This is a genomic window from Kitasatospora sp. NPDC098652 (assembly GCF_044760155.1).
In the GTDB taxonomy this organism is placed as follows: domain Bacteria; phylum Actinomycetota; class Actinomycetes; order Streptomycetales; family Streptomycetaceae; genus Kitasatospora.
Genome location: NZ_JBIWAQ010000002.1, coordinates 607,420 through 628,782, shown reverse-complemented (window position 1 = coordinate 628,782; position 21,363 = coordinate 607,420). Strand labels below are relative to the sequence as shown.

The following is a 21,363-nucleotide window of genomic DNA, read 5'->3' as shown; positions in this document are numbered from 1 at the left end:
GCCCGGACCGGCGCGGGGAACATCCACCATGACCAGCCACCCACCCCCTACTCTTCAGGACATGCGCACGACCGCACCCAGCGACCGGCCCACCGCCCTGGTCATCGAGGACGACGAGACCATCGGCAGCCACCTCCAGAGCGGACTGCGCGGCAACGGTTACAGGTGCGCCTGGAGCCGCACCGGCGCCGCCGGCCTCACCCAGGCCCGTACCACCCCCACCGACGTCGTCCTCCTCGACCTCGGCCTGCCCGACATCGACGGCGTCGACATCGCCCGAAGCCTTCGCGCCGAGCACCCCGACCTGCTGCTCGTCATCCTCACCGCCCGCAGCGACGACATCGACGTCATCGCCGGCCTCGACGCCGGCGCCGACGACTACCTCGTCAAACCTTTCAGCCTCACCGTCCTCCTCGCCCGCCTGCGCGCCCACCTGCGCCGCCGGCCCCCCACACCCACCGACACCCCGGCCCTGCACCTGGGCGACCTCACCCTCGACGCCGCCGCCCGCCGCTGCCTGATCGGCGACCAGGAAGTCCCGCTGCGGCCCAAAGAGTTCGAACTGCTCGCCGTCCTCGCCCGCCACCACGGCACCGCCGTCTCCCGCGAAGACCTCATGGCCCAGGTCTGGGACGAGAACTGGTTCGGCCCCACCAAGACACTCGACGTCACCATCGCCTCCCTGCGCCGCCGTCTCCACACCGCCGCCGCCACCCTCCCCGCGCCGCACCTGCCCGCCATCACCACCCTGCGCGGCCACGGCTACCGCCTCCAGCTCACCGCGTCGCCCCGCCACCAGAACGACGACTCCTGAACGGATCCCGCCGGGCCGCGAGAACGGTTCCCTTCCAGTGGCCCAACCTCTCGCCGCCGCCCGCCCTCACCTGTGCACCGGCCACGACGACCTCGGGACCCGCCTCGACGCCCTCGCCCGCCACACACTGACCGGGGCGGAGGCTACCCGAGTCGAACCACCTTGGGCGGGGTGCGATCGGTGGCGAGGGGCGGGTCTGTCGACCTTCGGCCACCAAAATCGGTGGCCGTCTGGATACGAGGAGGATGAGGGATGCGACCGTGGCGGTTCGTGGTGTGGTTCGGGATCGTCAGTCTGCTGGCGGACTTCGTCTACGAGGGCGCCCGGTCGGTCACCGGGCCGTTGCTCGCCTCGCTCGGGGCGTCCGCGGCCGTCGTGGGTGCGGTGACCGGTGCCGGCGAGGCGGCCGCGCTGGTCCTGCGCCTGGTGTCGGGGCCGCTCGCGGACCGTACCGGACGGTTCTGGGGGCTGGCGATCGGCGGCTACGCGCTGACGGTGGTGTCCGTCCCGTTGCTCGGCGCCGTGGGCACGCTTGCGGCCGCCTGCGTCCTCGTGGTCGCCGAGCGGGTCGGCAAGGCAGTGCGCTCCCCGGCCAAGGACACCCTGCTTTCGCACGCCACCGCCTCCACCGGCAGGGGGCGAGGGTTCGCCGTGCACGAGGCGCTCGACCAAGTCGGTGCGGTCATTGGGCCGCTGACCGTTGCCGCCGTCCTCGCGGCCACGAACTCCTACGGGCCCGCGCTGGGTGTTCTCGCCGTCCCGGGCGCCGCCTCGCTCGCCCTGCTGTGGTGGCTGCACCGTCGGGTGCCCGACCCGAGCGCCTACGAGACCGTCCTGCACGCCGAGCCGCTCCATCCCGGGACACGATGGAGCGCGAGAGAACCGCTCCCGCGCGCCTTCTGGGCGTACGCGGTGTTCACCGCAGCGACGATGACCGGCTTCACGACCTTCGGCGTGCTCTCCTTTCACATCGTCCACCGCCACCTGCTCCCGGTATCCACGGTGCCCGTGCTGTACGCGGGGGCGATGCTCGCAGCTGCGGCGGCGGCTCTGGTGTCCGGCTGGCTGTACGACCGTGTCGGCCCGCGCACCCTGGCCGTCTTGCCGGTGCTGGCCGCAGTCGTTCCCGCGCTGGCGTTCACCGGCAGACTTCCCGCTGTGGTCGTCGGCACGCTGGTGTGGGGCGCGGCGATGGGCGTGCAGGAGTCAACCCTGCGCGCCACCGTCGCCGACCTCGTGCCCACGCCCCGCAGGGCGACCGCCTACGGCATGTTCGCCGCGGTGGTGGGCGCCGCTACGTTCGCCGGCGGGTTTCTCACCGGAGCCCTGTACGCCGTTTCCGTTCCGGCCCTCGTCGCGACCGTGATCGCCGTCCAGGCTGCCGCCCTGTTCGTGCTCGCCGCCGTGCGCCCCCACCGCACGTGAGCCGGCACCGGTCGCGCGGCGGCAAGGTCGGGAGTCCGGGCCTGGCCGGTCGCCCCTGCGGTGGGATCGGTGTCGTTCCCGTCCTTTCGATCACAGTCGTGCTGTCCCGGCACTCAACCGGTGGAGACAATGAGTGTCGGATACGCTGCTTTGCGTGACGAAAGTGATCGCGGTGGCACAGCGGTGGCTGCTGGGTCTGATGCTGGTCTGCTATGCGGTGGCCGGTGCCTTCCCGGCTCCCGGTGAGACTCTTCGCGCGCTGGCACTGCGGATCCCGGTGTCGGCGGCCGTTCTGACAGTGCCGATGGCGTTGCTGGCAGTGATGCTGTTCAACGCCGGCCTGGGGGTGCGGATCGCCGATCTGCGCGTCGTGGCCTCCCGGCCCCTGCGGCTGGCGCTCGGCATCGCGGCGAACGCCCTGCTGCCCTTGTTCCTGCTCCCCGTTGTCGCCCTGTGCCTGCGGTCCTGGCCCGATCCGGCGGAAGCGGAGGGGCTGGTGGTGGGACTTCTCCTGGTGCTGGCCATGCCGATCGCAGGTGGTGCCGCGTCCTGGGGGCAGAACGCGGGCGGCAACGTCCCCCTGGTCGTCGCGATGGTGATCGGCTCCACGCTGCTCAGCCCGTTCACCGTTCCGCTCGGCTTGGACGTCGCGGGTCGGCTGGTCGGCCCACATGGAGCGGGAATCCTGGACGACACGACCACCGTCGACACCGTCGCCCGCACCGGGGCCGGGATGTTCGCGCTGGTGTCGGTGGTTCTGCCGTGCCTGGCGGGCATCGTCGTGCGCGCCCTGCTCGGCGAGGAACGCGTGCGTCGCGCCCTGCCTGCCGTCAAGTCCGTCAACCTGGTGAACATCCTGCTGCTCTGCTACACCAATGCCGCCGGCGCGCTGGGGCAGGCGGTCGCCCGTCCGGACCCCGATCTGGTGGTGATGGCGCTCGGCATCTCCGGCGCGGTGTGCGGCCTGACGTTCTGCTGCGGCCGGTGGCTCTCCCGGTGGACGCGGTGCGACCGTCCTGATGGGATCTCCCTGACCTTCGCCACCGGGATGAACAACAGCAGCGCGGCAGCGGTGCTCGCGGCCGGATGGTTCTCGCACCGTCCCGAGGTGTTGTTGCCGATCCTCTCGTACAGCCTGCTGCAGAAGATCGTGGCCGGTGCGGCGGGGCGGCCACCCCGGCCGACGCCGGTGCCGGCGGCGCTCGCGGGCGAACTCGCGTCGACAAGCAGCATGACGCACCAGCGGTGACTGAGGCGGGTCCTTCCGGAAGCAGCAGTGGTGCACGTCGCGCCAAGACGGCGGGCCTCAACCTTTCGGGGTGTGCTGACGCCTGGCGGGAGGGCAGAGAAGTCGGCGTCGGCGGGGCGTCCGGCAACGGCCTGGCCCGTCGCAGCACTGGCGCAGGATGTGCACGCGGTGCGCCGGCCCCTGGCGTTGCGTCGGCCTTCCCAGGGCTGAACCGATGAGGGGGACCGCCGCCATGAGGACGATCAGACCCACTACCAGCGCCATCGCCACCGCCACCCGCCCGCGACCTGAGCGCAGGGTTCGGGCATCCGCCTCCATGGGTGGCCGGCCCTGGCTCGTCCCGTCGCGCATCCGTATGCCCCCTCCTGCCCGCTCCGGCGACCGGGCCATGGCGAGGCTACCGAGTGCGTGTGCGGTCGCCGAGTGGCGGGGCGCCCGACTACGGGTGGGCGGCGGATGCCGGGCGTGTGGCTTTGTCGAACATCCGGTCCGTGTCATGGCAGGCCGCGGCGAGACTGCCTGTGGAGACCGCCACCAGCAGGGCGCCGACCGCCAGCGGCATCAGCCCCGCCTTGGGAGCCGGGGCGAAGAGCGCCCGTACCCGTCGCGGGACCGGGCCTTCTGTCGCGGCCAGTGCCCCCGCGGGGGTGCGCCCGCCGGCCAGAGCGGCCCGGGCCACCGCCCGGGCCACCACCGAGCGGTCGCCGACGGCCCGTCCGGCCTCCTCGTCCGCCCACCGCTCCAGCACGAACGCGCCCTCGCGGGCCAAAGGGCGGAGGAGCGGGTTCACCGCGACCGCCAGGTGCAGCGTGAGGAGGAACAGGTGGTGGCGCGCCCTCAGGTGGGCTCGCTCGTGGGCGAGCAGTGCCTGTTGCTCCCCGCCGTCCAGCAGCCTGAGCATTCCGGTGGACACCACGATCCGCCCCGGCGTTCCGGGCAGTGCGTACGCCACCGGCTGCGGGTCTTCCAGGACGGCGAGTTCCCGGTGCCCGCGGAGCCTGCGGCAGGCCCGTCGGGTGGCGTGCAGGACCGCTGTCCGCCGGCAAGTCGCCACCAGCAGCATCGAGACCGCGGTCGCCAGGATCAGGGCGCAGCCCCAGGAGACGGTCGGGCTCACCGGTGCCTGTGCGCGCAGTGCCCGGCGGGACCACTGGCCGATCGCGGCGACCAGCCGGATCTGCCCGATCCCGGTGGAGGCCAGCAGGGCGAGCGATCCGGCCCAGCACACGGCCGAGACCACGGCCCCGGACAGCAGTGCCCACGCCGCGATCTTCGGCGACAGTCGGTGCGACAGCGCCGGTCCCAGTCCGGCGAGCAGCGCGCTGGCCAGCAACGGTGCGTAGACGTCGACGTTCACACGTCTCGGGACGTCTCGGGCCGGCGCAGCAGTTCCTGAAGCGCCTGCTCGTCCTCGGTGGAGAGGGTGTCGACGAACCGGGCCAGTACGGCCAGGCGGTTGCTGCCGCGCTCCAGCAGCGCGTGCATGCCGGCCGCCGTGTGCTCCGCCTCGTCCCGGACCGGCTCGAAGGCGTACCCGCGCCCGGCGCGCTCCCGCCGCACCAGCCCCTTCGCCGCAAGCCGGGAGAGGATGGTGAGCACCGTGGTGTAGGCGAGGCTCTGCGGCAGCCGTTCGAGCACCCGTGCGGCGGTCATCGGCCCGTCGGCCGCCCACAGCGCGGCGAGTACCTGCGACTCCAGCTCCCCGGCCGCCCGCCTCCCGCCCTCGGTGGGCCTGCTCCCGTCCCCGTGCATCGTCAGGCGCCTCTTCCGTTCGTCGTCACCGCACCGGTCGGCGTTGCAGCGTGCCGCTGGGGCGGGCTTGGAGGGCCCGTCGCGGCGGCGTCGGCCTCCAGTATCCCTTGCGTGGCCGGGGCCCGGCCACGCTCCGATCGGAGCGCCTTGCGCTGCGGTGTCGCCGGGGGTCCCGTCGATCGATGGTCCGTCAGCTCATGAAGAGCCACACGACGAGCCCGGTGGCGACCCCGGCGGCCAGGAGGCAGGGCAGGAGGAGGATCGGGACGAGGAGGAGGAGCTCCCCGGCACGGGTGATGGCGGCGATGGCCGGCGAACGCCCGCCGGTCGGTCGCGGACTGTTGCGCCGGGCCCTTCGGCCGGCGGCCCGCGGCGAGGGCGGGGCTATGCCGGGGGGCGGTGGATCAGGATAGGTCACAGCGCTCACTCCAACGCTTCTGGGCTGGCCTGCGATGGCGGCCACCGGGGCGGGGAGGACGGGCCGGCGCCTGGACGCCCCGGTGATCGCCCTGCGCGACCCGAAGCTACTACACACTGTAGAAGATCCTGCCGGCGGCCGGTCACGACCGGCCGCGTGGCCGCCCGTCGAGCCTGGCTGCGCCGGCTCATCCAGTCAATCTCTACAGCATGTAGTAGCTTTGCGCTTCGGTTGCTGTGCCTTCGCCGGAAGTCTGCCGTTGGTTCGGCCTGCCTCGGCCTGCCTCGGCCGGAAGGCGACGTCGGCCGACCGGCTTCCCCGTCGCGCCGCAGTCTCCCCGGGCGCCGCTTCATCCTGCCGGGCCCGGGTGTTCGTACCGCCTCCTCCGTAATGATCCCGAAAGAGCGCGTCCCGATGACATTCCCCTCTGCCGTCCCGCTCGCGTTCGACGGATCCGGCGTCGACGGCTCACTGTTCAGCTCCGTCACCGGCATCGCCAAGGACACCCCCTGGCTGAACCAACCCGTCGAGACCTGGACCAACCTCGGCCTCGGCGTGTTCGCGGTGCTGATGCTCATCGCCTGGTGGAACGCCCGCCGCCGGGACGCCGCGGCCATGGCGCTCGCCCTGGCCGTCCCGGTGTCCGTGGTCGCCGCGTTCGCGGTCGCCGAAGTGATCAAGAAGGTCGTCGCCGAAGCCCGTCCCTGCCACTCCATGCCCCACGCCTACGTCGTCGACTCCTGCCCCGCGCCCAACGACTACGCCTTCCCCAGCGGCCACACCACCGTTGCCGCAGCCACCGTCGCCGCGCTGTTCCTGCTCGACAGGCGGCTGAGCGCCGTTGCCGCCGTCTTCGCCGTCGTGGAGGCGTTCACCCGGGTCTACGTGGGTGCCCACTACCCCCACGACGTGATCGGCGCCGCCGTCATCGCGCTGCCCGTCGCGTACTGGACGAGCCTGGCTCTGCGACGTTTCGCCACCCCGGCCGTCAACGGCATGGCCAAGGGGCGGTTGCGCCCGCTGCTGACGGCTTCCTCGAGCAGCACCGCGCGCTCAGCCCACTGACGGCGCATGGCGTGGCCGGCGCGCGGCGGTCCTCGCTCCACTCGGACGGGAAGCGCCGGACCCGGGGCGTCGGTGTGCCCGTCGGGGGGAGGGGCGCGGACGTCCGCGGTCACGGGGGCACGGGTGGTCGAGGTCGAGCCTTGGGTCGATGCCGAGCCAGTCGTGGCTGGGCGTCAGGTGGTCCGGTCGGCCGGATGTGTGGCGAGCCGCGGTGGAGCCTGTGCACGAGGGAGTTCATCGCGGGCAGTGCGGAGGTCAGGGCGGTGCGTTCGCCGGGATCGAGGGCGTCCACGGCCGCCCCGATCCGCCGTTCTTTCACGTGCTGCCAGGTCGTCAGGTGGTCGTGGCCCTCGTCGGTGAGCTGGACGACGGTGCGGCGCCGGTCGCGGGGATCGGTGCCCCGGTCGACCAGCCCGGCCGCCATGAGCCGGGTCAGCAGGCCCGAGACGGTGTTCGGAGCAGGGCGCAGCCGCTCGGCGAGATGCCGGACCGAGGCGGCCCGTGCCCCGGCCGGGGACGGAGGATCTCGACCTGTGCGACGGGCAGGGTCTCCGACGGGAGTTCCGCGCGGCCGGAGGAGCGCAGCGCTCGCCGCAGGCCGGTGATCGCCTCGGTGGGCAGGCGCGCGTCGGGACCGGGCTGTTCGAGGTCGGGGCCGGCGGTCGTGTCGCCGGTGGGGCTGGCCATGGCACCCACCTGGCCACCTCCTCGGTCGGTCGTGGGTGTCCGTGTCCGCTGGCGGCGGTGCGTTCGGGCGCTACGGCACGCGGGCCCGGCCGGTGGCGCGTGCGGTGAAGAAGCACCCGAACGGTGGACACCGCGGTGTCGTGTCGGCCGTTGGGGCGGTGGGGGCGAGCACGCTGGGCGTTTCAGGTGACTGTACGTATGCGGCGTGTCGGGGTGCGCCGTGCCCGCCCTTCCGGGAGGACCGCGTGGACCAGGTGGAGGAGACCGGCACGGGCCGGGCCGAACTGAGGGCGCGTCCGCTGCCCCGCCAGGCCGGTGCCTGGCGCGGGCCGGGCCGGTGGTGCGTCGGGGCCTGGGTGGGGGAGGTGCGCGCGGGTGTGATCGTGGCGTTGTTCAGCGTGCCCGAGGGCATGGCGTACGCGGCACTCGGCGGGTTCGATCCGGCGGCGGGCCTGTACGCGGGCGCGCTCCCCGCGGTCGTTGGTGCGCTGTTGTGCCGCTCGGTGCTGATGGTGACCACCTTGACCAGCGCGATCGCGCTGACCTCGCAGGAAGTGCTCGCCGAGGCGCACCTGAATCCCGCGGACGGGGCGAACGTGGCCGCGCTGGCGTTGCTGGTCGGTGTCGCGATGGCCGTCTTCGCCCTGCTGCGGCTGGGGTCGGCTCTGCGGCTGGTGTGCGGCGGGGCGACGGCGGCGTTCGCGGTCGGCATCGCCGTGCAGATCGTCGCGGGTGCGCTGACGGACGCCACGGGTTACCGGGCGGGGCACCACAATCAGCTGCTGCGGATCGCCGCGTGGGCCGCGCACCCCCACGCGTGGTCGTCGGCGGCGAGCTGGACGGCCGCGGCGACGGTCACGGTGTGGCTGTCAGCCCATCGCCGGCACCACACGCGGCCGCACGCGGTGCTGATCGCGCTGGTGGTGGGCAGCGCCGGGGTACGGGCCTGGTCGGCGCCGGTTCCGCTGGCCGCTTCGCTCGGTGCTCTCCCGTCCGGGCTCCCGCAGCTGTCGTTGCCCGCGTGGGGCGTTCTGGCCCAACTGGTGCCGGGGGCCTGCGCGGTGGCGCTGGTGGCCCTCGCCCAGGCCGCCGGGATCTCCGGCGAACCGGGTGGCGGCGAACACCGGGCGGGCAGCACGCGGGACGTTCTCGCACAGGCCGCGGCGAATATGGCGGGGGCGTTCTTCCAGGCGATGCCGGTCGGCGGCTCGCTCTCGCGCACGGGGGTGGCCGTGGCCGCCGGAGCCCGGACCCGCTGGGCCGCCGTCGCCTCCGGCGTCGCCCTGGCCGCTCTGGTCGCCTCCTGCGGGCGTACCGTCGCGCTGATCCCGCTGCCGGTGATCGGGGCGCTGCTGGTAGTCGTCGGCGTGAAGCTGGCCCTCGCCCGCCTGCCCGAGCTGCGGGCCGCCTGGCGGCGCGGGGCGTACGAGCGGGTGGCGACGGTGCTGACCTTCCTCGCCGCCACCGAGTTCCCACTCCAGTACGTCCTCCTGCTGGGCGCGGCCGTATCGGCCATTCCCTGGCTGGTGGTGCAGCTGCGCCGCTGCCGCAGTCCGCAGGCCGCCCGCCCGTGACCGAAAGGTATGGCGGTTGCCGAGCTAATCTGTGGCCGAGGTACTGTAGTGCCCCTCGCGCGGCAGGACCTGCGCCGCGCCCGGCCGCGAGGGGATCGGCCTCATGCATCTGGCGTACCTGCCCAGCCCTTCCCAGGGCGTGTGGCACCTGGGACCGATACCGATCCGCGCCTACGCGCTGTGCATCATCACCGGCATCGGGGCAGCGGTCTGGCTGACCCGCCGCCGCTGGGCCGCCCTCGGCGGCAACCCGGACCACGTCGCCGACATCGCCCTGTGGGCGGTGCCGTTCGGCATCGTCGGCGGCCGGCTCTACCACGTGATCACCGACCCCGAGCTGTACTTCGAACCGGGCCGGCAGCCCATCCGTGCGCTCTACATCTGGGACGGCGGCCTCGGCATCTGGGGAGCGGTCGCCCTCGGCGCCGTCGGCGCCTGGATCGGCTGCCGCCGCCACGGCATCCGCCTGGCCGCCTACGCCGACGCCCTCGCCCCCGGCCTGGTGCTCGCCCAGGCGATCGGCCGCTGGGGCAACTACTTCAACCAGGAACTCTTCGGCGACCCGACCGGCCTGCCCTGGGGCCTGCTCATCGACCCCGCCCACCGCCCCGCCGCCACCCCGGACATCGCCCTCTACCAGCCGACCTTCCTCTACGAGTCGCTGTGGGACCTGGGGTGCGTGGCCCTGCTGCTGTGGGCCGACCGCCGCTTCGACCTGCACTCGGGACGCCTCTTCGCCCTCTACGCCGCCGCCTACACCGCGGGCCGCGCCTGGGTCGAGGCCCTGCGCGACGACCACGCCAACCACATCCTCGGCCTGCGCCTGAACATCTGGACCGCGCTGATCGGCTTCGCCCTCGCCGTCGCCTGCCTCGTCGCCACCCGCCACCGGCAAGCACCGGCCGACCGCATCCACCGCACCCCCCGACCCGCCGAACCGATCAAGGCCACCAGCTGATGCCCCACCCCGCAGCCCCCACGCACGACACCGCCGCCCCGGCCACAGCCGCACACCCCGCACCCACCACCAGGCGCCCACGCCCGGCCTGGTGGGCCGAACTCCTGCTCGCCGCCGCGGGATACGCCCTCTACACCGTCAGCCGCAACGCCGTACCCGACCACCGCGCGGCGGCCCTGCACCGCGCACAGGAGATCCTCGACGCCGAACGCAGCCTGCACCTCAGCTTCGAACTCGCGCTCAACCACGCCGCCGACCACGTGACCTGGCTGATCACCGGCATGAACTACTACTACGCGACCCTGCACTTCATCGTCACCATCGGCACCCTGCTCTGGCTCTACGTCCGCCGCCCCGAGCACTTCCGCGAGGCCCGGACCGCCCTCTACGCCGCGACCGCGGCAGCCCTCGCCGGCTTCTACATCTACGCCCTCGCCCCGCCGCGCTTCCTCACCGGGGACGGCTTCATCGACACCGTCGTCGTCCACCACACCTGGGGCTCCTGGGCCTCCAGCTCCGTCGACACCGTCTCCAACCAGTACGCCGCCATGCCCTCGGTCCACATCGTCTGGTCCACCTGGTGCGCCGTCGTGCTGTACCGCCACGCCCGCAACCGGGCCGTACGCGCCGCCGCCCTCTGCTACCCGGCCGCGACCCTCGCCGTGATCATCTCCACCGCCAACCACTTCGAGGCCGACGCCCTCGCCGGACTGCTCACCATCGGCGCCGGCTTCGCCGCCGCCCGCTGGACGGCCCGCTTCTCCTTCCGGCCCTTCCGGGCGCCACTCGCCTGAGGGTTCCGGGGGAATCAATCGATCGGGCATCGAGTGCATCCCCTACCGATCATATCGGTGACAGATATATATTGGACCCGGGGCCGCCGCTGGAAGCACAACCCCACGGGCGGCGGCCCCGCCCGTTCGCCGACCAGCCGATCGAGGTATCCGCCATGACGGTCCGCGACCGCAGCACCCCGGCATCCTCCACCCCGCGCCTACGGGCGCTGCTCACCACCGAGCGGCCCAGGCCCGGCGTGATACGCGACCGCCCCGGCGCCTGGCGCCTCGCGGTCGCCACCGTCTGCTTCGGTGCCTTCATGGGCCAGCTCGACGCGAGCATCGTCACCCTCACCTACCGGCCCATCGGCGCCGAGTTCCACGCCGGCCTGGCCGGTGTCCAATGGGTGTCCCTCTCCTACCTGCTGACTCTCGTGGCCCTGCTGGTGCCCGCCGGGCGCATGTCCGACGTCCACGGCCGCAAGCTCATGTACCTGTACGGTTTCGTCGTCTTCACCGCCGCGTCCGCCGCCTGCGGCCTCGCACCCACCCTCACCGCGCTCGTAGCCTTCCGCGTGCTCCAGGCGGTCGGCGCAGCCCTCATGCAGGCCAACAGCGTCGCCCTGGTCGCCACCGGCGCACCACCCGGCAGGATGCGCACCGCCCTCGGCATCCAGGCCGCCGGACAGGCTGTCGGACTCGCCCTCGGCCCCACCATCGGCGGAGCCCTCGTCGCCACCGCCGGCTGGCGCTGGGTCTTCGGCGTCAACGTCCCGGTCGGCGTCGTCGCCCTCGCCGCCGGGTACTACCTCCTGCCCCGCACCCGCGACCGGGCCACCACCTCCCGCCTCGATCTGCCCGGCGTCCACCTGCTCGCCGCCGCCACCACCCTGGCCCTGCTCGCCCTGTCCGTCCTTTCCGGACTCGGCCTGCCGCCGTGGACCGCCGCCGTCCTCGGCGTCGGCGCGGCACTCGCCGCGTGGGCGTTTCTGCGCCGCCAACGCCGCCTCGACCACCCGCTCCTGGATCTGACCCTGCTGCGCCGCGGTCCGGTCGGCCCCGGACTGCTGGCCGGGCTGTGCGGCTACCTCGTCCTCTTCGGTCCCCTGGTGCTGGTGCCCGTCGAACTCGACCGCCACGGCGATTCACCCCTGACGGCCGGCCTGGTGCTGACCGCGCTGCCGGTCGGCTTCGCCCTCGCCGCGACCGCCGCCGACCGCCTCCTGCCCCATACCTGGGACGACCAGAGGCGCAGCCGCTACGGTGCGGCCGGCTGCATCGTCGCCCTGGCACTGCTCGCCGCCGTACCCCAGCACGCGGCCGTCCTGCCGTACCCGCTCGCCCTGCTCGGTCTCGCCCTCGGAGTCTTCCTGCCCGCGAACAACACCCTCGTTATGAAGGCCATCCCCAGCCGCTCGGCCGGCACGGGCGGCGGCATGGTCAACATGACCCGCGGCCTCGGCACCGCCACCGGCGTCGCCGCGGTCACCCTCACCCTCCACCTCGGCGGCACCGGCACCGGAGCCCGTACCGCCACCCTCGTCCTGCTCGTCTTCGCCGCCCTCGCTTGGGTACTCGGATACGTCTCCCGCCACCCTTGACCTGCCCGGGATTCCGGGAGAGGGCCCGAACCGGGTAGCAGTCAGCCGTAGACTGCCGGGTGGCCCTAAGGGGGCGGGGCGGAGCGGGTTCCCGAAGGGCAGAGCATGGCGGACTCGTCGAGCGTCGTCGGCCGTGAGCGGAGCCGGCAGGGCGGGCCGAAGCCGGGGGCGTTGTGGGCGCCGGTACGGTCGGTGGTGCAGGTGGTGGCCGGCCCGTTCTCCGTCACGGTGCCAGGCCTGCGGTGGCAGGGGGAACCAGCGAAGGGCTTCGAAGTCCGCCGGGAGGGCGCAGGGGGCGGAGTCGACGGGGCCGGGCAGGCAGTCGAGCAGCGTGCGGGCTTCGGCGAGATGTCCGGCGAGTGCCTCCTCGCCCATCCGCGCGCGTCCGTGCGGCCAGTGCAGGTGGCCGTGCTCGTCGTAGCGGGCGTCGGTGAGCCGCAGTGGCGGTCCGGCCGCGGCGTCGCGGTGGCGCCACAGGCCGGTGTGCGGGTCGAAGCGGTAGTCGGGGAGCAGCCGGTGTCCGCTGTCGGCGAGCAGGTCGACGGCGTCGATGAGGTAGTCCCGGACGGTGTCGGAGAGGAAGTAGTGGAAGTTGATCCTGGTCCAGCCGGGTTTGATTCCCTCGCAGCGGTGCCCGACGATCTCGTCGCGGAAGGCATGTGAGTGCGGTGTGTCGATCGCGAGCAGGCGGTGGCCGTAGGGGCCTGCGCAGGAGCAGCCGCCGCGTGACTGGATGCCGAAGAGGTCGTTGAGGACGGCGACCACGAAGTTGTGGTGCAGGAACCGGCGGCCGTGCCGGATCCGGAAGGAGACGATGGACAGCCTGCGGGCGCGGTGGCTGCCGAGGACGTCGATGCGCGGGTTGCGCTCCCACCGGTCGAGGGCGGCGTGCCACATCCGTTCCTCGCGGGCCTGGATCAGGTCGGCGCCGACGGCCTGTTTGAGGCCGAAGACCAGCCCGGCGCGGATGGATTCGACGATGGCGGGTGTGCCGCCCTCCTCGCGGGCGACCGGGTCGTCGAGGTACCGGTGGCTCGTGGGGTCCACGAACAGCACTGTGCCGCCGCCGGGCGCGGTGGGCACCGGGTTGCGGACCAGCTCCCGTCGGACGACCAGCACACCGGGGGTCTGGGGGCCGCCCGGGAACTTGTGCGGGGACATGAACAGTGCGTCCTTGCCGTCGCCCCGGCCCGGGGAACTTTCGGCCGCGCGAATGGGTACGTACGGTGCTGCCGCGGCGTAGTCCCAGAAGGACAGCGCTCCGTGGTCGTGCAGGAGGCGGGCCGTGCGGTCGGTGTCGGTGAGGATGCCGGTAACGTTGGAGGCGGCGGAGAAGCTGCCGATCCGCAGCGGCCGGTCGGCGAAGCGGACGAGCTGGGCCGCGAGGTCGGCGAGGTCGAGGTGCCCGTCGGCGTCCTCGCCGATGGGCACTACGTCGGCGACGGTCTCACGCCAGGGCAGTTCGTTGGAGTGATGCTCGTACGGCCCGACGAAGACCACCGGCCGCTCGGCGAGCGGGAGAGGCCCGCCCGGCCGGTGGCGTTCGGCGGGGCCGGTCGGCCGGCGGAGTTCCAGGATGCCGACGAGCTTGTTGACGGCGGCCGTGGCTCCGGACCCGCAGAAGATCACCAGGTGGTCGTCGGTGCCGCCGACGCAGTCTCGGATCATCCGGCGGGCGTCCTCGCGCAGCCGGGTCGTCTGCAGGCCGGTGCCGGAGCTCTCGGTGTGGGTGTTGGCGTAGCGGGGGAGGACGGCGTCGCGGATGAAGTCCTCGATGAAGTCGAGGGAGCGGCCGGAGGCGGTGTAGTCGGCGTAGGTGACCCGGCGCGGTCCGTAGGGGCCGTCCAGGACCTCGCCCTCGCCGATGATGCCCGCGCGGATGCGCTCCAGCAGAGGTGACGGCGAGGCGGCGGACGTGGACCGCTCGCCCGACGCGGTGGTGGTGCTCACGTCGGCCTCCTGTCCGGGGTGGCCGGGACCGGTCGGCGTGGTCCCGGAGAACTCCGTCGACTGCCAGCATCCCGCAGCGGATCCCGGCACGCCAGAGCCGGACGGCCCTCCCGCGCAGCCCATCGTGGCCATCCCACGTGGTTCCGCCGGTGTTCCGGGCGCGCCGGTGTGGTGTGCCTGGCGGCGGGCGGTCAGCGGAGGGTGGCGAGGGTGGTGTCGAGGTCGGGGGTGCCGGTGCGGGGGCGGTTGTAGGGGAGTTTACCGAGCATGGCGCCCATGGCGCAGGTGTTGGTGATCGCGGCGAAGGCGAGGCCTGCTCCGACGGCGGCGGAGAACCAGCGGGCGCCGGGGAGCGCCAGGTCGGCGAGGACGCCGAGGACGACGAGGGAACCTGCGGCGAAGCGGACCTGGCGGTCCATGGCCCAGACGGCGCGTGCGCCTTCGGGGCGGTTGAGGGGGTGGCCGCTCTGGGCCCATGCGGAGGTGCCGCCGACGAGGGTGTGGGCGGTGATGCCGGTGGCGGCGAGCTTTTCGCATGCGGACTGGGAGCGGGCACCGGAGGCGCAGACGACGGCGATCGCGCTGTGTTCGGCGGCTGCGCGCAGGGCGGGCATGGCCCGGTCGAGCTGGTCGAGGGGGATGTTGTGGGCGCCGGGGATGTGGCCGCCGGCGTACTCGCCGGGGGAGCGAACGTCGATGACGGTGAGCTGCCCGAGACGGGGGCGGAGCTGCTCGACGGTCAGGGGCGTTGCCATGGGGTGGGGTCCTTCCGGTGGGGGAGCGGGGGCGTCGGCGGGTGCGGGGCGTCCGGGAGTGGTGTGTGGGGGTCAGCGGAGCGCGTCGATGATCATCAGCGCGGCGACGGCGAGCAGCGCGACGGCGAACGACCTCTGGAGGGTGCGGCCGCTGAAGCGGTCGGCCAGGCGTTTGCCGTCCCAGGCGCCGAGGATGGCGGCGGCGGTGAACGGGGCGATCACGGCCCAGTCGAGCGAGCCGGTCGTGCCGATGCGTGGGACCAGGGCGGCCAGGGAGTTGGCGCTGATGACCAGCAGGCTGGTGCCGACGGCCTCGGCCATGGTGAAGGCGAGGACGGAGACGAGGGCGGGGACGGCGAGGAAGCCGCCGCCCACGCCCAGCAGGCCGGTGACCGCCCCGAGGCCGGCGCCGGCGGCCGCGGAGCGTGCGGGGCGGCTCTCGGCGGGTCGGTCGGGCCCCGCGGCGTCGGGGCGGTGCCGGGCGGCGTCCTTGGGCTTGCGGGCGGAGGCGAGCATGCGCCAGGCGGCGAACGATGCCAGCACCGCGAACGCGACGGTGAGCAGAGTGGCGGGCAGGTGGGCGGACAGCGCCCCCGTGGCGGCGGCCAGGGGAAGGCCGGCCGCGGCGAACAGCAGGCCGGTACGCCAGCGCACGCGGCCTGCCCTGGCGTGGGCGAGGAGTCCGGTGAGCGAGGTGGCGGCGACGATGAGGAGGCTGGCGGTGCCGGCGTGGGCGGGGGAGAAGCCGAGCAGGTAGATCAGGGCGGGGACGGCGAGCATGCTGCCGCCTCCGCCGAGGCCGCCGAGGGCCAGGCCCACGACGGCACCGGCGATCAGGGCGAGAACGAGCGCGGTCATATGACCTGACCGCCGGTGCCGTGTGCGGTGACGACGGGGAGCCCGGCGTCGGCCCACGCCCTCATCCCGCCTGCCACGTTGACGGCGGTGACGCCGCGCGCCGTGAGCAGGGCGACGGCGTACTGCGAACGGTTGCCCGAGCGGCAGATCGCCAGCACCGTCCGTCCCGCCGCGTCGGGCGGCAGATCGCCACCGGCGTCGAGGACGCCGAGCGGCACCCAGAGTGCGGAGGGCGATCGGCCGGCGGCGTACTCCTCCTGCTCGCGGACGTCGACGAGGACCGCCCGGCCGGTCGAGACCATCCGCTCGGCCTCGGCCGGGGTGGCCTGCGGCGGGGCGGGTGACTGGTGGGTCGAGAGCATGGCTGGCCTCCGATGGTTGCGAGTCGGTGGAAGCGGCGCACCGGCGCCGGTGACGCCCTGGTGGTGGCGAATGGCGGCCCGTGAACGGCGCCCCTTGCTTTCGATAATACCCATGGGGGTATCTTTGAGAGTAAGGGATACCCCACCCCGTATTTTTCCGGCTCACACGGGCGGCTCGATTCGGCCGCCTCGGGCCGAGCTGCCATGCGTCAGGAACAGGAGCGATCCACGTGTTCTTCGCCCAGTACTACCTCGACTGCCTCTCCCAGGCCTCGTACCTCGTCGCCGACGAGACCACCGGCCGCGCGGTGGTGGCTGACCCGCGGCGCGACATCGACGAGTACGTCGCGGACGCCGAGGGGCACGGCTTCACGATCGAGGCCGTGATCAACACCCACTTCCACGCCGACTTCCTGGCCGGCCACCTGGAACTGGCGGCCCGCACCGGCGCCTGGATCGGCTACGGGCAGCGCGCGCAGACCGAGTACCCGATCCGCCACCTCGCCGACGGCGAGCGGATCAGCCTGGGCGAGGTCACCCTGCAGATCATGGAGACCCCCGGCCACACCCCCGAGTCGATCAGCGTCCTCGTGTACGAGTGCACCGAGGACGCCGTGCCCTACGGCGTCCTGACCGGCGACGCCCTGTTCATCGGCGACGTCGGCCGCCCCGACCTGCTGGCCTCCGTCGGCGTGACGGCCGAGGAGCTCGGCCGGATGCTCCACCACAGTGTCCAGCACAAGCTGATGTCGCTGCCGGACGAGGTCCGCGTCTTCCCCGCGCACGGTGCCGGCTCCTCCTGCGGCAAGAACCTCTCCACCGAACGCCAGTCCACCATCGGTGCACAGCGCGCCACCAACTACGCCTGCGCACCGATGAGCGAGGACGACTTCGTCGCCATCGTCACCGCCGGCCAGTCCACCGCACCCGGCTACTTCGGCTACGACGCCACCCTCAACCGCCAGGACCGCGCCCTCTACGACACCACGCAGGCCCACCGCCCGCTCACCGAAGAGGAGTTCCGCGCCCACCGCGCAGCCGGAGCGGTCGTCGTCGACGCCCGCAGTCCACAGGAGTTCGCCGCCGGACACCTGCGCGGCTCCGTCAACGTCCCCGCCGACGGCCGCTTCGCCGAACAGGCCGGCGCCGTCCTGGCGCCGGACGCCGAGATCCTCATCGTGACACCGGACGGACAGGGGCAGGAAGTGGTGACCCGCCTCGCCCGCATCGGCTTCGACCGCACCGCCGGCCACCTCGCCGACGCGGAGAGCGCCCTCGCCGCGTTCGCCGACGACCTCACCCCCGCAAGCCGCCTCACCGTCGAACAGCTGCGCGCCGCCCTCGCCGCCGACCTGCCGCCGCTCGTCATCGACGTCCGCACCTGCGGCGAGCGCGCCGAAGGAGCCGTCGAGGGTTCCGTGCACATCGCCCTCAACGAACTGCCCGGCCGCCTGGACGAGATCCCAGCAGACCGCCCGCTCGTCCTGCACTGCGCCGGCGGCCACCGCTCCTCCATCGCCGCCAGCCTGCTGCGCCACCGCGGCTACGGCGACGTGTCCGACCTCCTCGGCGGCTACGCGGCGTGGGCAGCCGCCCGCCGGCCCGTCGGCTGAACCCGGCCCCTGGTCCGGAAGGAATACCCACCGGCGCTCGACCGCTTCCATAGATACCCGCAGGGGTATTTATGGAAGGGTTGTGGGAGTGATGGCGAACGTAAACGTTCAGGCGGCGGAGCCGCTCTTCACCGCCGGCGGGCGGCGGATCGACGTAGGCCAGCTGAAAGTTGACGGCCCTTCCGTCCGGATCGGCCGGGTCACTCTGGATGTGGGGCCCGAGACCGGCGGAACCTCCCGCATCTGGGCCGGACTCAGTCCGGCCGAGGCGCGTGAACTCGCCCAGCGCCTGCTCGACCAAGCGGCCCGTGCCGAGGGTGAGTCGTCACCCATGGCCGCCCAGGGGGTGGTCGAGGTTTTCCGTGCCGGCCCCCACGGCTGGGTCGCGACCGCAAATGGCCGGCACCTGCTCACCGCCGGAGGTCGCGCCTTGGCACCCACGCCTGTGGAGCAATTGGTGGCATCCGCGGCAACCTGCGCAGCCGAACGCGCCGCCCGGTTCCTGGAAGGCCGGGGCCTCCCGCGCGACACCCTGCGCGTCACCGCCCACTACGACGAACTCGACGACCAGCCCGCCAGGATCACCTCCCTGCGCCTGGTCCTGGCTCTACCGCCCGGCCTCGACCCGCAGCGGCACGCAGCGCTGCGCGACGCCCTCACCCGGTGCGCGGTCACCAACACCCTCCGGCACCCGCCGAAGGTCATGGTCGACCTGCGCTGACGGAGGGGGTGGACCGGTGCACCGTGGCGGGACATGCCGGAGGGGTGGGGTCTTGGGGCCGAGCCCACGACCTGAGTCGGCGCTTGCAGTGCGACGGGGCCTGGAAGCGGACCCTCCAGCTGTTGCAGGCAGCGGCCGATGCGACAGGCCTCATCACGTGGGACGTCGCCGCGGACTCCACCATCGCCCAGGCGCACCGGTACGCCGCCGGGGCGCGCAAAGGCGGGGCGTTGCAGAAGGAGCCACCCGGCGGCATCGACACCGAGCCGGACGAAGCGGCTGTGCTCGTCGCGGCCATCAACGAGCAGCCGTGACCAGCACGCCGCAGCAGGCCTCACGACGCAGGCCGCCGGGCCGCATCACCCGCCCCACGCATGATGCGGCCCGGCGGCCTGCGCCCATCGGTCCGTTGCGAAGCCGGTCGGTGCAACGTGCTTTTCCGGCAGCGCTCGGTTCGTCCGGCGGGCTCGTGGGCTACGCGGGGGATGCCTCGATCCGCTGACGAACGTCGTCCATGTCCACGGCGCGGACCTGGCGGATCACGTCCTCCAGAGCGGCCTCTGGCAGCGCACCGGGCTGGGCGTAGAGGACGATGCCGTCGCGCACCGCCATCAGGGTCGGGATCGAGGAGATTCGGAAGGAGGCGGCGAGCTGCTGCTGCGTCTGGGTGTCGATCTTGCCGAACACGATGTCCGGGTGCTTGTGCGACACGCGCTCGAAGACGGGTGCGAACATCCGGCACGGACCGCACCACGCGGCCCAGAAGTCCACGAGCACGATGCCCTCGCCGCCGGCGATCTCGTTGAAGTTCTTCTCGGTCAGCTCGACAGTGGCCATGGCCGATCTCCTCTCGTAGATACCCCCATGGGTATTTGAGCAGTGGAGTGCGGTCGGCTATTCCGCCCCGTCGGTTCGATCCACCTCGATGCGGACGGCGGGAGCCTGGTGGAGCGTGTTGTGGACGGTGCAGTGCGAGGCGACGGCGAGCAGTGCGTCGTACCGGGCAGGGTCCAGGCCCTTCGGCGGCTCCACGGTGAGGGCCACCTCGGCGACCCGGGCGGGGCGGTCGGTGGCCATCGTGAAATGGGAGTCCACTCGCAGCCCTTTCGGATTGACACCGTGCCGGGTCAGGTAACGGCCGGCGTAGAACGCCACGCACGAGGCGAGCGAAGCGGCGAACAGTTCGGTCGGGGTGGGGCCGGCGTCCTGGCCGCCGTCCTCGACCGGCTGGTCCACGACGAGGCGGTGGCCGCGAAGCGCGATTTCGTAGCGGTCTCCGGTCAGGTGCTCGATCCGGATCCGGCCAGGAGGGAGTGTTGCGCCGGAGTTGGTGGGTGAGGTGTGCTGCGCGGGCGGGGTCACGGTCTGCTCCTGTCGGCGGGCCGCGAAGCGGCCGATGGCGGTCGGGTCCATTTCCAGTGGAGATCGGTGCCGGGCGACGGGCCAGAGTCGACCGGCCCTGCCGGGAGGGCCCTTGATCCCTGCTCTGCGCCGATATATACCCCACGGGGTAAACTCGTGGGAGAACGACACTCTGGAGGTGCGCACATGCAGGTCGACGACGACGCGGTCGGCGCGGTCCTCAACCGCCTTCGCCGCGCGCAGGGTCAGCTCGCCGGCGTCATCGCGATGATCGAGGCCGGGCGCGAGTGCAAGGACATCGTGACCCAGTTGGCCGCGGTCTCCCGCGCTCTCGACCGGGCCGGATTCAAGATCGTGGCCAGTGGCATGCGCCAGTGCATGGCCGCTGCCGACGGCGACACGCCTCCGATGAGTGAGGCCGAACTCGAAAAGCTCTTCCTCGCCCTGGCCTGACATCGCGCCCGCCCATCGGCGGCGCCCCGTGCGGCGCGGTCCCGTGCCCTGCTGGGCTCCCTCCCCTGCGGGCGGGTCGGGGCCTGCGGCCGGACCGCGAGGGCGTGCGACACGCCCGGTGGCCTGCAGTGGAATGCAGATCTCCGTTTGGGCGTTGACGTACTCTGTTACATACCCCTAGGGGTATTCATGGGAGGTGGACCGTGGTTCGGGAAGTCGAAATCGAGGCGTTCGCCGCCGCACGGACTCGCGGTGCGCTGGTGCTCGACGTGCGCGAGGCCTTCGAGTTCGCCGCGGGACATGTGCCCGGCGCCCGCTGGGTCCCGCTGGGGATGCTCGCGGGAAGCCCCGCCGAACTGCCTCGCGACCGCGCCGTCATGGTGATCTGCGCTTCCGGCAGCCGGAGCCGGATCGGAGCCGAACTGCTCGGCCGCGCCGGATTCGACGCCGCCTCCGTACGGGGCGGGACCTCGGAGTGGTCGCTCTCCGGCCGCGATCTCGCCACCTGATCCCCCTGACCTCACGCCACGATCGGAGCACCCCATGGACTACGGCATTCCCCTCACCCTCGACCTGCCCTTCGACGAAGCGGTCGAGCGGGTGCGGGCCGCGCTCGCCGAGCAGGGCTTCGGCATCCTCACCGAGATCGACGTCCAGGCCACCCTGCGGGCCAAACTCGGCGAGGAGATCGAGGAGTACGTCATCCTCGGGGCCTGCAATCCGACGCTGGCCCACCGCGCCCTCCAGGTCGACCGGCGCATCGGACTGCTGCTGCCGTGCAATGTGGTGGTGCGTGCGGCCGACGGACGCACCGTCGTCGAGGTGATGGACCCGCAACTGATGGTGCGGGTCACCGAGCGGCCGGCGCTCGAAGCCGTGGCCGACGAGGCCGCCGGTCGGCTGCGCGCCGCGCTGGACGTCCTCGCCGGCTGACCGCCCATCCCGGGCCCGCTCCCGCGGGCCCTTTTCC

At 72.9% G+C, this 21,363-nt stretch carries 23 protein-coding genes and 1 pseudogene; 14 read left to right on the top strand and 10 right to left on the bottom strand.

Features of this window, described 5'->3' with window-relative positions; genetic code table 11:
* The first annotated feature begins 61 nt into the window (after positions 1-61).
* From ACIQWA_RS06640 to ACIQWA_RS06630, 3 genes are all read left to right on the top strand, one after another.
* On the top strand, positions 62-814 hold the full coding sequence (locus ACIQWA_RS06640) for a response regulator transcription factor (RefSeq protein WP_402478965.1): 753 nt from the start codon (positions 62-64) through the stop codon (positions 812-814).
* A gap of 252 nt (positions 815-1,066) precedes the next feature.
* Complete coding sequence (locus tag ACIQWA_RS06635) at positions 1,067-2,239, top strand: MFS transporter (RefSeq protein ID WP_402478962.1); 1,173 nt, start codon at positions 1,067-1,069, stop codon at positions 2,237-2,239.
* Between the two features lie 154 nt (positions 2,240-2,393).
* Positions 2,394-3,488 (top strand): bile acid:sodium symporter family protein, encoded by a 1,095-nt coding sequence (locus tag ACIQWA_RS06630; RefSeq protein WP_402478959.1) that lies wholly within the window; start codon positions 2,394-2,396, stop codon positions 3,486-3,488.
* A 439-nt stretch (positions 3,489-3,927) separates the two neighbouring features.
* Here ACIQWA_RS06630 and ACIQWA_RS06625 read toward each other — a convergent pair whose 3' ends face one another.
* Both ACIQWA_RS06625 and ACIQWA_RS06620 read right to left on the bottom strand, forming a co-directional pair.
* Positions 3,928-4,845 carry a M56 family metallopeptidase gene (locus tag ACIQWA_RS06625; RefSeq protein ID WP_402478957.1) on the bottom strand — a complete coding sequence of 306 codons (918 nt, stop codon included), beginning with the start codon at positions 4,843-4,845 and terminating at the stop codon, positions 3,928-3,930.
* Complete coding sequence (locus ACIQWA_RS06620) at positions 4,842-5,240, bottom strand: BlaI/MecI/CopY family transcriptional regulator (RefSeq protein WP_402478954.1); 399 nt, start codon at positions 5,238-5,240, stop codon at positions 4,842-4,844. Before ACIQWA_RS06620 ends, ACIQWA_RS06625 begins: the two co-directional genes overlap by 4 nt.
* A gap of 832 nt (positions 5,241-6,072) precedes the next feature.
* On the opposite strand from ACIQWA_RS06620, the gene ACIQWA_RS06615 reads away from it, so the two are divergent.
* Entirely contained in the window at positions 6,073-6,723 is a 651-nt protein-coding gene (locus ACIQWA_RS06615) for a phosphatase PAP2 family protein (RefSeq protein WP_402478952.1), read from the top strand.
* A gap of 109 nt (positions 6,724-6,832) precedes the next feature.
* Here the strand turns inward: ACIQWA_RS06615 and ACIQWA_RS06610 are convergent, their stop codons facing one another.
* Together ACIQWA_RS06610 and ACIQWA_RS06605 are read right to left on the bottom strand one after the other, a co-directional pair.
* Positions 6,833-7,192, bottom strand: a complete 360-nt coding sequence (locus tag ACIQWA_RS06610) for a MarR family winged helix-turn-helix transcriptional regulator (protein ID WP_402479699.1) — start codon at positions 7,190-7,192, stop codon at positions 6,833-6,835.
* A complete protein-coding gene (locus ACIQWA_RS06605; protein WP_402478950.1) occupies positions 7,156-7,410 on the bottom strand; it encodes a hypothetical protein in 255 nt (84 codons plus the stop codon). Before ACIQWA_RS06605 ends, ACIQWA_RS06610 begins: the two co-directional genes overlap by 37 nt.
* 245 nt (positions 7,411-7,655) lie before the next feature.
* Here ACIQWA_RS06605 and ACIQWA_RS06600 point away from each other — a divergent pair, with 245 nt between their 5' ends.
* The 4 genes from ACIQWA_RS06600 (at position 7,656) to ACIQWA_RS06585 (ending at position 12,319) form a co-directional block, all read left to right on the top strand.
* A complete protein-coding gene (locus tag ACIQWA_RS06600) occupies positions 7,656-8,984 on the top strand; it encodes a SulP family inorganic anion transporter (protein ID WP_402478947.1) in 1,329 nt (442 codons plus the stop codon).
* Positions 8,985-9,087: 103 nt separating this feature from the next.
* On the top strand, positions 9,088-9,942 hold the full coding sequence (gene lgt, locus ACIQWA_RS06595; protein WP_402478945.1) for a prolipoprotein diacylglyceryl transferase: 855 nt from the start codon (positions 9,088-9,090) through the stop codon (positions 9,940-9,942).
* Positions 9,942-10,736 (top strand): phosphatase PAP2 family protein, encoded by a 795-nt coding sequence (locus ACIQWA_RS06590; protein ID WP_402478942.1) that lies wholly within the window; start codon positions 9,942-9,944, stop codon positions 10,734-10,736. Before lgt ends, ACIQWA_RS06590 begins: the two co-directional genes overlap by 1 nt.
* 155 nt (positions 10,737-10,891) lie before the next feature.
* On the top strand, positions 10,892-12,319 hold the full coding sequence (locus ACIQWA_RS06585) for an MFS transporter (RefSeq protein ID WP_402478940.1): 1,428 nt from the start codon (positions 10,892-10,894) through the stop codon (positions 12,317-12,319).
* 699 nt (positions 12,320-13,018) lie between these two features.
* On the opposite strand, the pseudogene ACIQWA_RS06580 reads toward ACIQWA_RS06585, so the two are convergent.
* The 4 genes and pseudogenes from ACIQWA_RS06580 to ACIQWA_RS06565 form a co-directional block, all read right to left on the bottom strand.
* A pseudogene (locus tag ACIQWA_RS06580) lies at positions 13,019-14,392 on the bottom strand (aminotransferase class V-fold PLP-dependent enzyme); the annotation flags it as partial.
* 68 nt (positions 14,393-14,460) lie between these two features.
* Entirely contained in the window at positions 14,461-15,024 is a 564-nt protein-coding gene (locus ACIQWA_RS06575) for a rhodanese-like domain-containing protein (RefSeq protein ID WP_402478937.1), read from the bottom strand.
* Between the two features lie 72 nt (positions 15,025-15,096).
* On the bottom strand, positions 15,097-15,882 hold the full coding sequence (locus tag ACIQWA_RS06570; protein ID WP_402478934.1) for a sulfite exporter TauE/SafE family protein: 786 nt from the start codon (positions 15,880-15,882) through the stop codon (positions 15,097-15,099).
* Positions 15,879-16,244 carry a rhodanese-like domain-containing protein gene (locus ACIQWA_RS06565; protein WP_402478932.1) on the bottom strand — a complete coding sequence of 122 codons (366 nt, stop codon included), beginning with the start codon at positions 16,242-16,244 and terminating at the stop codon, positions 15,879-15,881. Before ACIQWA_RS06565 ends, ACIQWA_RS06570 begins: the two co-directional genes overlap by 4 nt.
* A gap of 230 nt (positions 16,245-16,474) precedes the next feature.
* Between ACIQWA_RS06565 and ACIQWA_RS06560 the strand changes: the two genes are divergently transcribed.
* From ACIQWA_RS06560 to ACIQWA_RS06550, 3 genes are all read left to right on the top strand, one after another.
* The gene (locus ACIQWA_RS06560) at positions 16,475-17,857 is read left to right on the top strand and encodes a rhodanese-like domain-containing protein (protein WP_402478929.1); all 1,383 of its coding nucleotides are present in this window, start codon (positions 16,475-16,477) and stop codon (positions 17,855-17,857) included.
* Between the two features lie 91 nt (positions 17,858-17,948).
* A complete protein-coding gene (locus ACIQWA_RS06555; protein WP_402479697.1) occupies positions 17,949-18,578 on the top strand; it encodes an OsmC family protein in 630 nt (209 codons plus the stop codon).
* Between the two features lie 122 nt (positions 18,579-18,700).
* On the top strand, positions 18,701-18,892 hold the full coding sequence (locus ACIQWA_RS06550) for a hypothetical protein (protein WP_402478926.1): 192 nt from the start codon (positions 18,701-18,703) through the stop codon (positions 18,890-18,892).
* Between the two features lie 160 nt (positions 18,893-19,052).
* On the opposite strand, the gene trxA is transcribed toward ACIQWA_RS06550, so the two are convergent.
* Positions 19,053-19,415 (bottom strand): thioredoxin, encoded by a 363-nt coding sequence (gene trxA / locus ACIQWA_RS06545; protein WP_402478924.1) that lies wholly within the window; start codon positions 19,413-19,415, stop codon positions 19,053-19,055.
* A gap of 57 nt (positions 19,416-19,472) precedes the next feature.
* Complete coding sequence (locus tag ACIQWA_RS06540) at positions 19,473-19,991, bottom strand: OsmC family protein (protein ID WP_402478921.1); 519 nt, start codon at positions 19,989-19,991, stop codon at positions 19,473-19,475.
* A gap of 135 nt (positions 19,992-20,126) precedes the next feature.
* On the opposite strand from ACIQWA_RS06540, the gene ACIQWA_RS06535 reads away from it, so the two are divergent.
* The 3 genes from ACIQWA_RS06535 (at position 20,127) to ACIQWA_RS06525 (ending at position 21,326) form a co-directional block, all read left to right on the top strand.
* Complete coding sequence (locus tag ACIQWA_RS06535; protein WP_371478917.1) at positions 20,127-20,393, top strand: metal-sensitive transcriptional regulator; 267 nt, start codon at positions 20,127-20,129, stop codon at positions 20,391-20,393.
* A 203-nt stretch (positions 20,394-20,596) separates the two neighbouring features.
* Entirely contained in the window at positions 20,597-20,902 is a 306-nt protein-coding gene (locus ACIQWA_RS06530) for a rhodanese-like domain-containing protein (protein WP_402478919.1), read from the top strand.
* Between the two features lie 34 nt (positions 20,903-20,936).
* Positions 20,937-21,326 carry a DUF302 domain-containing protein gene (locus tag ACIQWA_RS06525; protein ID WP_402478917.1) on the top strand — a complete coding sequence of 130 codons (390 nt, stop codon included), beginning with the start codon at positions 20,937-20,939 and terminating at the stop codon, positions 21,324-21,326.
* Positions 21,327-21,363 lie beyond the last annotated feature (37 nt).